This window comes from bacterium, from assembly GCA_030649055.1.
In the GTDB taxonomy this organism is placed as follows: domain Bacteria; phylum Patescibacteriota; class Minisyncoccia; order UBA6257; family JAUSGH01; genus JAUSGH01.
Genome location: JAUSGH010000007.1, coordinates 22,742 through 36,179 on the forward strand (window position 1 = coordinate 22,742; position 13,438 = coordinate 36,179).

Consider the following 13,438-nt stretch of genomic DNA (forward strand, 5'->3'; position numbering starts at 1 on the left):
TAGAACTAAAACTAGACTTCAGTTATCCCGCTCATCAGAGCCTGTAATTCTTTTTTTGTGATCCACTTCGTATTGTGATCGCTCGTCAGCAAAAATTTGTTCTTTATTGCTTTTCCCGCGCGCGCGTACTTTGCGTAGGCCTCCCGGGGCAAAAATTCGGACTCCGGAATCACAACATAATAATCGCCGAAATCAACGGTATGCGCCGCTTCCTCCGCGGTTAAAAGCACTTCATGAATCTTTTCGCCCGGCCGCATGCCGATGATTTTTTTCTCCGCGTCCGGAGCAATGGCATTCACAAGATCAACAAGCTTCATGCTGGGAATTTTAGGGATGAAAATCTCTCCGCCCTCCATCTGCCGAAGCGCGAACATGACGAGCGCCGCTGCCTGTTCCAGATTAATCCAAAACCGCGTCATATTCGGGTCAGTGATATGGACTGTTTTCCCGCGGTTCTGCAACAGCGTTTCAACAATGCTGCCGCGGCTCCCCAGCACATTGCCATAACGCACCGCCGCAAATTTTGTTTTATTACCGGACAATGCATTGCCGGCAACAAAAAGTTTTTCCGCGCACAATTTTGTTGAACCATACAAATTCGCCGGATACGCCGCTTTATCAGTTGAAATAAGTAGCGCGTGGGAGACACCGCAATCAATCGCCGCCTCAACCACGTTCTGGGATCCCAACACGTTTGTCTTCACCGCTTCCATCGGGTTGTACTCTAACGCCGGCACCTGCTTTAACGCGGCGGCATGCACTACCACATCAACCCCGGAAAATGCGCGCTGCAAACGCGGAAGGTCGCGTACATCGCCCAAAAAAAACCGGAGCCGGTCATCGTGAAGCTCACGGCTCATGTGGTATTGCTTCAACTCATCGCGGCTGAACACAATAACTTTCTTCGTCGCGGTGTTGGCAAGCAAATACTTCACGAAACTCTTACCGAACGAGCCGGCGCCGCCGGTCACAAGAACTGTTTTTCCCTTCAAAATGTCGGTATTTTTCGTTGATGCCATAGGTTCTGAATATAACCGCCAATTGACTAGAATAGTAACCCATCGCGCCTGAAAAAGCAATGCGGCGCGGTATACCCCGTGCTACAACTTCGATCATCATATTGTTTTGTATTATGATGACGATTGCGTTTTATTTGGACATTTTGTGTATGCAAAACATCTTAATTATTAATAAGCAATCGAAGTTGTAGCACGGGGTATACTTTTGAGCTGGGATTCAGTTATACTATAATAACTTCGCCGTACATATATGCCGGGTAGTGAAAGTGCGATCGCTACGCGACTACGGCAAGAGTCGAAATTAGTATAAACGCAACGCTTAAATCGTAACAATATTATACGTAAGTAACTCATCGCACTTCTACTACCCGGTATGAAAGGCTGTTTATTACTACAACGACGGTTTGCAACCATCAGCCACGCGATTGCGCTTGCGCTGAAAGAAAAATACGGCATAACCGAATTCTGCGGCTACGTTTGCGTCCGCTCGGGTTTTGATTTCCTGAAATCCCAAAAAGACATCAACTACGGAACCTTACTGCTCGATGACGAACTTCAAAAAGATTACGTCAAAGAAAAACTTGATCCCGAGTACCTCCACCACCTGGAAAAAGAATATGGCATCCCCAACCTGTGGCCGTACATTGCCTGCGACCGCGTCATCATGTTTAAACAACTGTTGCGCGAGTATCCGTACAACACGCCGATGTATACCCACGAAGAAATGTTGCGCATGCTCCAGGTGAAGGCGCGCGCGATCATTCATATGCTTGAGGAGGAAAAACCCGATTTCCTTTTCGCGAGCGTCGTCGGTTCCATGGGAGGAATGCTCCTCTATCACATCGCCAAAAAGAAAAACATCAAGGTTATTATTGCCGATATCGCCCGCATCGGCGAACTGTTTACGGTAAGCGATCATTACGCATATCACACATGGACTGAACAAATTTTTCAAGAACTAAAACGCACGGAACGACACAGCCCCCGTGAACACGACGCGCAAACCTTCCTGAAAAATTTCCGGAAAGAGCCGGCGCCGTTCTTCGGAAAACTTTACGAAAAAGACCAGTTAGTTGACCGCCGTAGGAAGCTCCAATTTTTGAAACCTACTCATATATTCCGATCGCTCGCGTGGGTTTTACAGCTCACGATCGGCTATCTCAAAAATCCTCATCGCGACGACTATGAGGAAATCAAACCCTGGCATTACATAATTGATCGGCTCAAAAACAAAGCGCGCCTACTCCGCGGCTTCCGCGATCTCTACAGTAATCCGGAACCGAATGAAGATTATGCCTTTTTCCCGTTACAATATGAACCGGAAATTTCTATGCTGCTCTATGCTCCATTTTTTTCCGACCAATCGTACGTGATCCGACAAATCGCCCGCTCGCTTCCCGTCACATATAAACTTTATGTTAAGGACCATCCTTCAATGGTCGGATTCCGGACGAGAAGTTATTACAAGGAACTGCTGAAAATACCGAATGTCCGACTCATCAACCCTGTTATCAAAAGTTTCCCGTTAATCCAAAATTCAAAAATTGTGACAACAATTACGGGCAGTGCCGGCTGGGAAGCGGTATTGCTCAAAAAACCCGTCATCACGTTCGGTGATGTGTTTTACAACGCGTTAAGTACCGTGAAACACTGTCGGACTATTGACGAACTTCCTTATTTGATTAAAGAACAACTCGAGTCAACGCGTTATAACGAACAAGAGCTGATCAATTACATTGCCGCCACGATGGAAGTTTCCGTTGAGGTGTCACTGCTCCGGCTTTGGGAACGGGAAATAGGAGATTTTGAAAAAGTGAAAAAAGGCATGGAGCCTGCGGCGGACTTGATTGCAAGAAGACTCGGCGTGAAGGCCGTACCGAGTGTTACCCCAAGAAATTAAACCGCGCGATGTGCCAAAGCGCGGCGACTCCGTCTTTCCAGCCGATCTTTTTTCCCTCCGCGTAACTGCGGCCCGCGTAAGAAACCGCGACTTCGTAAATGCGGAAGTGGTGCTTGGCAACGCGTGCGGTGAGCTCCACCTCAATACCGAATCGCCGCGATTTCAAACGCGGCGCGATTGCATCAACTACGTTTCGCGTAAACACTTTATATCCGACTTCCACATCGGAAAGGTTCAAGTTTGTGCATAGATTGGAAAAAAACGTAATAAAACGGTTGGCGAGATAATGATGAAAGTTGAAAATCCGGTGCGGCTTATTGCCTAAAAATCGCGTTCCGTACACGACATCAGCCAAACCGGAGCGTATTGGGGCGAGCAAATCCGGGTAGTCATTTGGGTCATACTCCAAATCCGCGTCTTGGATAAGGACAATGTCGCCGCTCGCGTGTTCAAAGCCGGTTTTAACAGCGCCGCCCTTGCCGAAATTTTTCTCATGAAAAATTACAACGATCTCCGGAATGCTTTTTAGAATTTCCCTCGTTTTGTCGGTTGAACCGTCATCAACAACGATGATTTCTTTTTCAATGTCCGCCAACGGAACTGCCTGAACGCGGCGAATAATTTCCGCGATGGTTTTTTCTTCGTTGTATGCCGGGATAATAACCGAGAGCTTCATGAGAAAATTTAGTTCCTGAGTTTATCGAAGGACAACCATAATGAGAAGTCCAAATTTCTAATATCTAATGTCTATTATTGTATCCCTTCGACTTCGCTCAGGGAATAAAGATCTTAGTTCCTGAGTTTATCGAAGGACAACCTTTTCGCTCAGGGAATAAAGATCTTAGTTCCTGAGTTTATCGAAGGACAACCTTAACACGATGCATGGTATCACTTCGTAACAAAAATCGTGAATCCCGAAGTTTGGTTTTTGCTTGGCACGAGCCAGTCCAATAATCGCGCAACTGGCGCAAAAACGCGGACGTAGGGCAAAAGGTACGCCACGGTCTCAAAAAATCCGCGCACCTTCACCATCTCTACCGACGAAAAATCTTTGAAGAGCATTTTTACTCCGTCTCCGGTGAACCGCCAATAGTCCGCGTAAAATCCCTTCTCCGCGTGATACGGAAAAAGAAACGGTACATAGATGAGCCCCAACCCTCCGGGCTTTAACACCCGTCGGAGCTCCGCGACAACCCGAAAAGGATCTTCCACGTGCTCCAGCACCGACTTGCAAATCACGGCATCAAAACTTTCATCCTGAAACGGCAGGTTGTGCGCGTCGCCTTTGACTACTCCAGCGGACTCATAATTCTTATCAATCACCACGTACTCGGTTTCCTTAAAAAGCTCGCGGTACGCCCCAAGCTGTTTTTGGAGCGGCGTTCCGCCGCCGACGTCCAAAATCCGTTTCCTTTTCGCAATAAGCCGGATCTTCTCTTCAAAAAATTTTTCCCACGGGGCCATAGATTTCATTACAATAACTCACCACAAAGAAAACAGCAAATATCTCTCATTCCACCATTCGCGCGAATGAGGGTATAAGCTACACATCACAACATCCTTACAAACTGGAGTTTGTAAGGATGTTGTGTGACGGTATAAATAATTTTGTCGATAACTTTACGATAGCGGCGCGGCACGATATGCTCATAACATGATGCTCACGCGCGAAGGAAAAATTATCCTGCTTCTTTTTGCGCTCGCGCTTCTCGTGCGCGTCGCGCTTTTTGGGGCGAACATTGCGGCACACGAAGGCGAACTGCTCCCGACAATTCTGAACTCTGAAGGATATTACGAACTTGCGAATAACATCCTCGCCGGGCACGGATTCTCACAAAGCCCCGCGGCGCCATATGTGCCGGATTCGCTCCGCCCTCCGCTCTATCCGCTCTTCATCGCCGCATTCGTTGGACTTTCCGGAAGTTATTGGCCGGTCATCATCGCCCAAATACTGCTTGCGAGCGTTTTGCCGCTCCTCGCGCGGCGCATCGGTTTCCGCCTCACGCAAAATACGTTTGCCGGGAACGCGGTAGGCGTTCTGTTTGCCGTGGAGCCGGTGCTTGTGCGGCTCTCCGGGATTCTTCTCACCGAAACGCTATTCCTCGCGTTGTTTCTGTCTTCCGTTATCACGTTCTTCAATTATCTTGATCGCGAAAAATTATCCGATCTTGCGGCAAGCGCGGCACTCCTCGGGCTCGCCACGCTCACGCGGCCGGTCACGCAATATCTTCCCGTTGTTATTATCGCGTTTCTCTTGTGGCATTTCCGTGGCGCGCTATCCCGGCGTGCCATGCTACATGTCGCCACATTCATCGCCGTCTTCGTTGTGGCGCTTTTGCCATGGCTCTACCGGAACGCTATCGTGTTCGGAAATCCGAGCGTCGCGAACACGCGCATCAGTAACTTTTACGGCTATTTTGCACCATCCGTTTTGGCGCTGGAACGCCATATCGGTTTTACCGAAGCACAACGCCAACTGTTCGCGGAAGACGGCGTACAGGATTACGGCGCGGTGACGCTCAAAGACGCGGAACATTTCACAAACCGGGCAAAAGCGATTATCAAAACCCATCCGAAGGAAACCGCAAAACTCCTCGGCATCACCACGTTTGCCTTTTTCACGCACGACGGGTACCTGGATGTACTTCAAGATCTCGGCTACATGAAGAATTTCTCGCGCACAATCCGCGCGCTCATCACAGGCCCCGGCATCATAATCCTCGCGGGAAGAATGTTTTGGACGCTCACAGCACTCCTCGCATTCCTCGGCACGTATCTCTTTTTCAAACGCGAAAAATTTCAGCCGAAGGCGCTTTTCGCCCTTCTCCTCATCACCTACTTCGCCGCAACCGCCGCAATTGTGGGCTTAGGCATCACCGCCCGCTACAGAGTCCCCGCAAACGTATTTATTGCCGCATTCGCGTTTTATGCTATCGCGCGCTGGCGTAAAACTCCGGAAGCCGCGAAATAAAGTGCGGTGTCATTCCGGGCTTGACCCGGAATCCAGAGGATCTATGAAATCGTTATATAAATCTCTCCATTGCGGATTTTGGCGCTCAATAAGCTGAAGTTTCCACACACGGTGCCATTGTTTAACTTGTTTCTCTCGGGCAAGCGCCGTTCGCACGTCTGACGTTTCTTCGTAATAGACAAGCATATGTACTTTGTAGCGTTTCGTGAATCCATCAATCGCATCGCTTTTGTGCTGTCCGACGCGCTTTACGAGATCGTTCGTGACGCCCGCATAGAGCGTACCGTTCCGCTTACTCGCCATTATGTACACATAATATGCGTTCATTATTGCGGCGTACTGGATTCCCGCTTTCGCGGGAATGACAAAAAAATATATACAGAAGACACAAAACCAAATCTAAAAAAACTTCATCTTCAGCAACGAAAACGCCGTCATTTTGAGCAGTAGCCAGCCATGACGCCACCGGCTGATGTTGGTGCTGCCGTAGGTGCGCGCCTCATAACGAATAGGGAGGTCAATGATTTTCAATCCCAATTTCGCCGCGCCGAACAATAAATCAAAATCACCGAACGGGTCAAAGTCGCCGAAAAAGGCCCGGCCTGCCGCGATGCGCTCATAGTCCGTCCGCAACAGCACCTTTGTTCCGCATAAGGTGTCCTTGACACGCTGGCCCAAAATCCACGAAAAACTCACACCAAAAAATTTATTGGCGATGTGGTTCAGCGTTTGCATTGCCTGGCGCTGCATCTGATACACCAGCCGCGAACCGTTAATGAACTCCCCCGCTCCCGAGGCGATCGCGGCATAAAACTTCGGCAAGTCCTCCGGAGGAACGGTTAAATCCGCGTCAAGAATAAACAACACGTCGCCCTTCGCCGCCGCAAACCCTTTCCGCACCGCGTCTCCCTTGCCTTTTCCGTCCTGGATGAGCAGCGTGATGTCTTTTTCTTTGTGCGCCGCAATCACGCGCTGAATTTCTTCCCGTGTGCCGTCTTTAGAACCGCCCTCAACGAAAATAATTTCCGTGTGTGATCCCAGCTGCGGAGTCCGCAGCACCGCCGCTTCAATATTTCCTTTTTCGTTCCGCGCCGGAATAATAACCGACGTCGTATATTCGCGCACGGCCAATTGCCTCGGCTTCGCGATCACGTAACGCAAAAGGCACAGCCGCCGCAAAAGCGGAAGCCGGGCAATAAATCGGTTCACGAGATACGAAAGCAAGGGGATGTTTACCGGAATGAGTACCTCTTCGCCGCGCTTCACCACTTCAAACCCCGCAAGGTGGAGAAAATTTTCAAGATCGCCCGCGGAAAGCCAGTTTTGCGCCGGAGAAGACATTTTGAGATGCGCGAATTCCGCAAATCGTAGCAACGGCTCCCACAAAAAATTTGTGTAGGTGATAAGGATTTTCGTGTGGTCATGTGTCACCTTTTTCAACTCCATAAACGCGCGCTGCACGTCGGGCAAATAGCTTACGAGGTCCGAACAGATGATATAGTCAAATTTCTCCGCAAGCGTAAGAGATTCCGCGTCCATAGTGAAAAAGGCGAGGTCAGAATGACGCTTTGCCGCGAGCGCGGTCATCTTTGGACTCATATCAACGCCCACGCCGCGTTTCGGCGCGACCGATGCGAGCAAATCCCCGGTGCCGGACCCCACGTCCAATACCGCGCTTCCTTTGGGAATGAAAAACTGCGCCACCTTGCGAATCGCTCCGTGATAATAGCGGTGCCGCGTTTGCCACGCCCCACGTTTCGACGCGACGTCATCAAAAAACTTTTTAAGCTCCTCACCCGATGTCAGTTTTGTCATGCGATGAATTCTATCACGCCGTCTCTGTCTTTAGCAATCGCATTTTTTCCGTCAACAGCACCAATCCCGCCGCGACAAAAATGAAATAGATCGGCTCAAATGCCATTCTCATCCGCGCGTCAATCGCGGCGCCAATAGGCAGCGTGACGACAACAAAGAAAAGGATAAGTGCCGCAAAGAAAAACGCAGAAATCCTCCGCCTTTCAGGCACCTCCTTTAAGAAAGGAGGAATCGGGGGCACTTCTCCCTTTCCTAAAGGGAGTACCCGAAGGCCGGTGAATTTTAAAAAACGAATCCAAAAAGGTGCCCGTGGGCTTGAGGGATTTGCAAAAAGCACCCAAGTGCCGCAGATGGCGCAAAACAACAAAAATGACCAAATGGCTCGCATAACGAATGGAATCACATACGTCCCGCGTATATACGGAATAATCTCGCCGATTGCGCGCAACGGATGCTCTTGCAATAGCGCCATGGAAAGCGGAATCGGCGGCCGCTTCGGGTACGGTAGCAACCGCATTTCATTCAGCATCGTCAACAGATTGTCATGCGTAAAAATTGTATAGACGGAGAGCGGCTGAAGCAGCATCATTTGCAGCGGGTATTGTTTGAAAATCGCAAGCGCGCGTTTTTTAAGTTCCGGCGCGACCCGCGGGTCATACAACTCTTCGTCGGTACCGCGTGCCGTCACTCCATCGCGTCCGAGTTGTGTGAGAAAGTTATTAAATACGGGGTTAAATTGCTGATTCGTTGCCGCGGCGTATACCGTCGCCCCGAGGCGCGTGTACACGTTGTACCAACCCGACGTTGAAAGCGTAAACACGCCGAACACGCGTTCGTTGCGCATCATCCACGGGAAAATAATGAGGAATGAGGGGATGAGGAACAGCACGCAAGCCGCTATCGCACTTTTCCAATTGCGCCACGCAAGTGGAAAAATAAGGAAGATGATCACGATCGGCAAAAAATAAAGAAAGTACGGCCTCGTGATTGAGGAAATTGCGAAAAGCGCTCCCGCAACAACCGCGCGGCCGGGTGTTGGGATGTCCAAGTAGCGCACAACTGCCACCGCAAACAACGCAAGAAGAAAAATAAAAATGCCCTCGGTCGCGATACCGACTTGATGATAAATAAGATGCGGTTCAACGGCGGTCAAAAACCCCGCAACATACGCAACGCTCCTGCTCCCCGACGCCTTCCACGCGAGCCAGAGTATCATAACCGGCACGAGCGCGTTCAGAAATACTTGGAAAAGATTTGCCGGCCAAAACGTCCCGAACACTTTATAAAACACGGCGAGGAAAACAGGATAACCGGGTGTGCGGTACGCATCCGGCGCGTACGGCGCGACAGCGCTCAACGAAAACCCGTGACCCTCGACGATATTTTTCGCAAGCGTCGTGTAATGCGTCGCGTCAACGAGATATAACCCCTCGGGTCCCGAACGCCAGATAAAAAAATCGAATGCGGCAAGGCGCAGGATGAATGCGAAAAGAAAAATGGTGATGAGCGCACGTTTATCCATAATATTTTCTATATGTAGCCCTTCGATAAACTCAGGGACTATTATTTCCTGAGCAAAGGTCCGATGAACATCGGACCGCAATCGAAGGAATACCTTTTATAACTGATAAAGATAAATATCGTTATCAAAATCCCCGATAAGCAGCGGGCGATGAAGCGACTCATAGACCCAATCTTTCAATGGCCCGTCGGAGGCAACGTAATCAACGCGATAGCGCCGCAATGCCTCAAGAAAATCCTCATTCATAAACTCCGTAAAATCCTGTTCGCGCGCGCGAAGCAACCCATCAATCCATCGCTCGTCAAAAAATACAAGATCGCGCCAATCCCGGCGAAAATGATCGCGGATCCACGTGCGATGTTCTATTAAAAACGCGCGGACGGTACGCGACGTCACACCGTTCACGCGCATGAGCGTCAAAATATTATGCAGCACGCGCGCTTCCGCGTTATAACTCGCTTGCATCCACCCGTTCGCGTAGTCATTGCACTGCGTAAATGCGGGTATGAGCCGCGTCAGCTTTTCCTCCACGCCTTCAGCGGAAAGCACGACGCAATCGTCAGGAGCATTCGCACGAAGCCACGAAAGCACGCCGTCGTATGTTTGAATGGAACGGAACTCCGGAATTTGATACGCGTATGTCCGCGCCGCCATAACGCCGTAGAAAAGCGCGAACGCCGAAACGCCGAGCATGCCCGCGGCCCATAATCTCGGAAGCCGCGGCCGAAACACGAAAGCGAGCGCCGCCATAACGGCAACAACGGCAAGCGGCGTGGTGTATTGCACGAAGTGGTACGGCCAGATCGTTTTTCCGGTTATGATCTGCTGATTCAAGGCCCAAAGTCCGCCCAAAATAAGCGCGGAGCAAAACCACCACCGGTGAGGAAGCGCTACTCCCTCTCGTTTGCTCTTGCGGTACGCGGCGATAAGACATGAGATGAATATGAGCAACGCGAGAAATAACACCTTGTTCGCAATGGGCGCGTGCGTCAAGAGCAACCCGTTCTGCGCGTATATCCGGTCAGCTTCAGGAATCGCCGCCACCGCGCGCATGTTGTACCAATACGGAGCGGCAAGCATGAACCCGACGGCAACGGCGAGCGCGAGCCGTTTAAGAAATGTGTAGTCACGCAAGACAAACGCAATGGCGCCGAGAACTCCGGCAACCGAAAGCGCCATCCCCCATGTAAAAAAATATCCGAACATCAGCGCGAACACGGCACCCGCGGCAACAACGACGCCAACGCTCGGGCGGCGCATCAGTTGCCACAACAAAAGCAAGAATGTAAAAAGCAGTATCGCGCCCGTCACGGGATTCACCGGCCTGGCCCAAAGCGACCACGCGAAAAATTGCGCCTTGCCGTTTAAAACCGGCAAAAGACTATTGTAGTCCACAAGACCGTAGCCGGTAGTCGCGAGCAATCCTCCGGCAACGCTGGCGAGCTTTCGCGCGTACTCCGGTTCCGCATCGGTCAGTCGGTAAAGCAATATATAAATCAAAAAAAACAAAACCGCGGGAAAGAAAAATTTCGCGAAAATAAGCGCGGAGACAAACGATGCGCCAAAGAACACCGGCCACATATACGCATATTCGCCGATGGGATACAAGAATGGCGGGGCGTTTTTGTATTCATATATAAATGGCGAGCTCACCCAACCATGGCCATCCAGAATCTCGTGCATGCGCGCGACATAAAAACTGTTGTCATCCAGCGTCAAAAGATGAGCGCCTTTATAATCAGCGCCTAACGCGCGGATGGCCAACAGTTGTGGAGCAACCGCAAGTCCACCGACGACAACAGCAAAAAGAAGCGCGATCCAATGGCGCTGAAAGAAAAATTTTATACGTGCAGCGTAACTCATAACCGGCGTCCTGCGCCATTCGCATTATTTACCCTCATTCGCATTACAGTTCGACAGTGCTCACTGTCATTATACCCTGAGCTTGTCGAAGGGTTCGCGATTACTCCTCCCGTTAATGACTTCCGACACAATCCCGATGGGCCGATGTTTCACTTCTTCATAAATCCTCGCCAAGTATTCCGCGATAACCGAAAGCGAGAGTAGCTGTACCGCGCCCAAAAATAACATGAATACGAACATGGTGAGGTATCCTCGCGGCGCCGGGAAAAAGAAATACAACGCGGTATAGACGACAATCGCAATGCCCGCGAGAACCGTCACGATTGCCGCGACATACGAAATAAGCTCCAGCGGTTTATACGAAAATGCGACAATCATCCGCTTCGCCCATTTGAAAAGCTCAAAAAAACTGTTAGTGCTTACTCCCGAATACCGTTCATCACGAGTATACGGAACTCCGATAGAACGGAAGCCAACATACGCACGCATACCGCGAATATAACGATCAACTTCGCCAAAGCCATTGATGACGTCGAGCGCCTTCCGGCCAATGAGCGAAAACTCGCCCGCATCCAATGGAATGTCGATGTAAGACATCTTGCGGAACACGCGGTAAAACGCTTTATAGAAAAACCGCATGAGCAAACTCGCCTTCCGCCGCGTCCGACGCCCATACACGATGGTGTATCCCGCAAGCCATTGCTTCACAAATTCCGGAAAAAGCTCCGGCGGGTCCTGAATGTCACCGTCCAAAAGAATCACCGCGTCGCCGTCCGCGTAACGCATGCCGGTGGTATACGCCACCTGTCCGCCGAAATTGCGCGAATGATTCAATACAATGAGATGTTTGTCTTTTGCCGCGATCTCGCGAAGTACGTCCAGGGCGTTATCCGGACTCGCATCGTTCACGTAAATAAGCTCCCAATTCGGCGTAATGCCGCGCATCACTTCCGTGACACGCCGGTGCATTTCTTTGACACTCCCCTCGTCATTCCAGCAAATAACGATGATGGAAATTTTTTTATCGGTGAGCATAGTTTTATTACCTAGTCATCATAGCGGCTTTATACGGTTGCCGTATGCGGCACATGAACCAATGATGCCGCAAAAATTGCAAGAAATCAAACACAAGCGATGCGTTGGAGAAGTTGCTCAAACGCCTTTGCCGGCTCATGATAATCAAGCTCTTCGACGCGCGCGAATCCTTTTTCGATCAACGCGCCGGCAAGCGCTTCGTCATTCATCAACGACCCGATTTTTTTTGCCAAGTCATCAGCATTCTGATCCTCAAAGGCGAATCCCGCGTCACCCGTAAACCATTGTAACGCTCCGCCCCGTGGAACAATCGTCGGCACGCCGACGCCCATGGAATACACCACGAGCGCCGAGGCGATTTCCGGACGCCAGCACGGCAGAATAAAACAATCGGCACGCTGCAACTGCGCGTACAATTCATCCATAGAAAGCCAGCCGGGAAATTCAACCTTGTCCGCGACGCCAAGATCGTGGGCAAGTTTTTGAAGTGGCCGGAGCTCCGGTCCGTCGCCGGCGACGACAACGCGAACGCGCTTGCGTTCCGGCATTTTTGCGACCGCGGTGAGCACAAGGTCAAACCCCTTCTCCCACACCATCCTGCCTCCGGTAAAAATAGTGAACTCGCCTTCTTGTCGCGCGCGGACAGCGCGTTTATGCCGAAGTATGTCTTCCGCGTCAAGAAAATCAAAGATAAAAAAAGATTTTTTCACGTCAAGCCCGAATCGGATATAACGATCACGGAGCATTGGCGAACAATATACGAAACCGTCAATATGATTCGCGAGATAAATGCCGATTGTTTTTTCAATAACATATCGGATATTTCGCCGTAGCTCTGCGAACGTCCGCGTCACGGAAAACTTCTCTCTTCTTTTACGAAAAGGTGGGAAGGAAGTTTGTTCCCGGTTCAAGCCCGCTACAACCGGAGTTCGCCCCCCGAGCATGCGGTACAGCCCCGCGCCATACAAAGACACTGTACCATCAACGTGAAATACGTCCGCGCGTTTCTCGTATTTTTTAAGCATTCCGTACACACCATAATGGATGGCGAGCTGCCCCGAAGTGCCGATACGCTCCTCAATAACGGGGTATGCCGAAGGAATTGCCCCGCGGTTAATTCCGGGAAAAAGCGTGACGACAGTCACGTTGTGACCAAGCGCTTTCAATGCCCGCAATTTCAGATCAAGTTCCGGCGTTGAGTATCCTCCGGTTTCAAAATTAAGTTTTGTGGTAAAAAAGATGATGCGCATATGCGTGCCGTCATTCTGAGCAGGACGAAGAATCTCTAAGAGATCCTTCGGCCCCGTTTAGCG

General features: G+C 50.4%; 11 protein-coding genes. 2 read left to right on the plus strand and 9 right to left on the minus strand.

Features of this window, described 5'->3' with window-relative positions; genetic code table 11:
* Positions 1 to 11: 11 nt before the first annotated feature.
* Complete coding sequence (gene pseB / locus Q7R85_01855) at positions 12 to 1,019, minus strand: UDP-N-acetylglucosamine 4,6-dehydratase (inverting) (GenBank protein MDO8584846.1); 1,008 nt, start codon at positions 1,017 to 1,019, stop codon at positions 12 to 14.
* 373 nt (positions 1,020 to 1,392) lie between these two features.
* On the opposite strand from pseB, the gene Q7R85_01860 reads away from it, so the two are divergent.
* Positions 1,393 to 2,919, plus strand: coding sequence for a hypothetical protein (locus tag Q7R85_01860; GenBank protein MDO8584847.1), 1,527 nt, complete (start codon positions 1,393 to 1,395; stop codon positions 2,917 to 2,919).
* On the opposite strand, the gene Q7R85_01865 is transcribed toward Q7R85_01860, so the two are convergent.
* A complete protein-coding gene (locus tag Q7R85_01865) occupies positions 2,903 to 3,595 on the minus strand; it encodes a glycosyltransferase family 2 protein (protein MDO8584848.1) in 693 nt (230 codons plus the stop codon). The two genes, Q7R85_01860 and Q7R85_01865, sit on opposite strands and share 17 nt — an antisense overlap.
* A 212-nt stretch (positions 3,596 to 3,807) precedes the next feature.
* The gene (locus Q7R85_01870; GenBank protein MDO8584849.1) at positions 3,808 to 4,392 is read right to left on the minus strand and encodes a class I SAM-dependent methyltransferase; all 585 of its coding nucleotides are present in this window, start codon (positions 4,390 to 4,392) and stop codon (positions 3,808 to 3,810) included.
* Positions 4,393 to 4,573: 181 nt separating this feature from the next.
* On the opposite strand from Q7R85_01870, the gene Q7R85_01875 reads away from it, so the two are divergent.
* A complete protein-coding gene (locus Q7R85_01875) occupies positions 4,574 to 5,890 on the plus strand; it encodes a glycosyltransferase family 39 protein (protein ID MDO8584850.1) in 1,317 nt (438 codons plus the stop codon).
* 9 nt (positions 5,891 to 5,899) lie between these two features.
* Here the strand turns inward: Q7R85_01875 and Q7R85_01880 are convergent, their stop codons facing one another.
* From Q7R85_01880 to Q7R85_01905, 6 genes are all read right to left on the minus strand, one after another.
* Positions 5,900 to 6,220, minus strand: coding sequence for a GIY-YIG nuclease family protein (locus Q7R85_01880; protein ID MDO8584851.1), 321 nt, complete (start codon positions 6,218 to 6,220; stop codon positions 5,900 to 5,902).
* 69 nt (positions 6,221 to 6,289) lie between these two features.
* Positions 6,290 to 7,705, minus strand: a complete 1,416-nt coding sequence (locus Q7R85_01885) for a glycosyltransferase (protein MDO8584852.1) — start codon at positions 7,703 to 7,705, stop codon at positions 6,290 to 6,292.
* A 13-nt stretch (positions 7,706 to 7,718) separates the two neighbouring features.
* Positions 7,719 to 9,227: a glycosyltransferase family 39 protein gene (locus Q7R85_01890; protein ID MDO8584853.1), complete on the minus strand. Its 1,509-nt coding sequence runs from the start codon at positions 9,225 to 9,227 to the stop codon at positions 7,719 to 7,721.
* A gap of 96 nt (positions 9,228 to 9,323) precedes the next feature.
* The gene (locus Q7R85_01895) at positions 9,324 to 11,090 is read right to left on the minus strand and encodes a hypothetical protein (GenBank protein ID MDO8584854.1); all 1,767 of its coding nucleotides are present in this window, start codon (positions 11,088 to 11,090) and stop codon (positions 9,324 to 9,326) included.
* A 69-nt stretch (positions 11,091 to 11,159) separates the two neighbouring features.
* Positions 11,160 to 12,125, minus strand: a complete 966-nt coding sequence (locus Q7R85_01900) for a glycosyltransferase family 2 protein (protein ID MDO8584855.1) — start codon at positions 12,123 to 12,125, stop codon at positions 11,160 to 11,162.
* Positions 12,126 to 12,211: 86 nt separating this feature from the next.
* Positions 12,212 to 13,375, minus strand: a complete 1,164-nt coding sequence (locus tag Q7R85_01905; protein MDO8584856.1) for a glycosyltransferase family 4 protein — start codon at positions 13,373 to 13,375, stop codon at positions 12,212 to 12,214.
* Between the last annotated feature and the right edge of the window lie 63 nt (positions 13,376 to 13,438).

Bases quoted from the DNA above. Each gene is read 5' to 3' on its own strand.
- pseB (MDO8584846.1), bottom strand. From the start codon at position 1,019: ATGGCATCAACGAAAAATACCGACATTTTGAAGGGAAAAACAGTTCTT.
- Q7R85_01860 (MDO8584847.1), top strand. From the start codon at position 1,393: ATGAAAGGCTGTTTATTACTACAACGACGGTTTGCAACCATCAGCCAC.
- Q7R85_01865 (MDO8584848.1), bottom strand. From the start codon at position 3,595: ATGAAGCTCTCGGTTATTATCCCGGCATACAACGAAGAAAAAACCATC.
- Q7R85_01870 (MDO8584849.1), bottom strand. From the start codon at position 4,392: ATGAAATCTATGGCCCCGTGGGAAAAATTTTTTGAAGAGAAGATCCGG.
- Q7R85_01875 (MDO8584850.1), top strand. From the start codon at position 4,574: ATGATGCTCACGCGCGAAGGAAAAATTATCCTGCTTCTTTTTGCGCTC.
- Q7R85_01885 (MDO8584852.1), bottom strand. From the start codon at position 7,705: ATGACAAAACTGACATCGGGTGAGGAGCTTAAAAAGTTTTTTGATGAC.
- Q7R85_01890 (MDO8584853.1), bottom strand. From the start codon at position 9,227: ATGGATAAACGTGCGCTCATCACCATTTTTCTTTTCGCATTCATCCTG.
- Q7R85_01895 (MDO8584854.1), bottom strand. From the start codon at position 11,090: ATGAGTTACGCTGCACGTATAAAATTTTTCTTTCAGCGCCATTGGATC.
- Q7R85_01900 (MDO8584855.1), bottom strand. From the start codon at position 12,125: ATGCTCACCGATAAAAAAATTTCCATCATCGTTATTTGCTGGAATGAC.
- Q7R85_01905 (MDO8584856.1), bottom strand. From the start codon at position 13,375: ATGCGCATCATCTTTTTTACCACAAAACTTAATTTTGAAACCGGAGGA.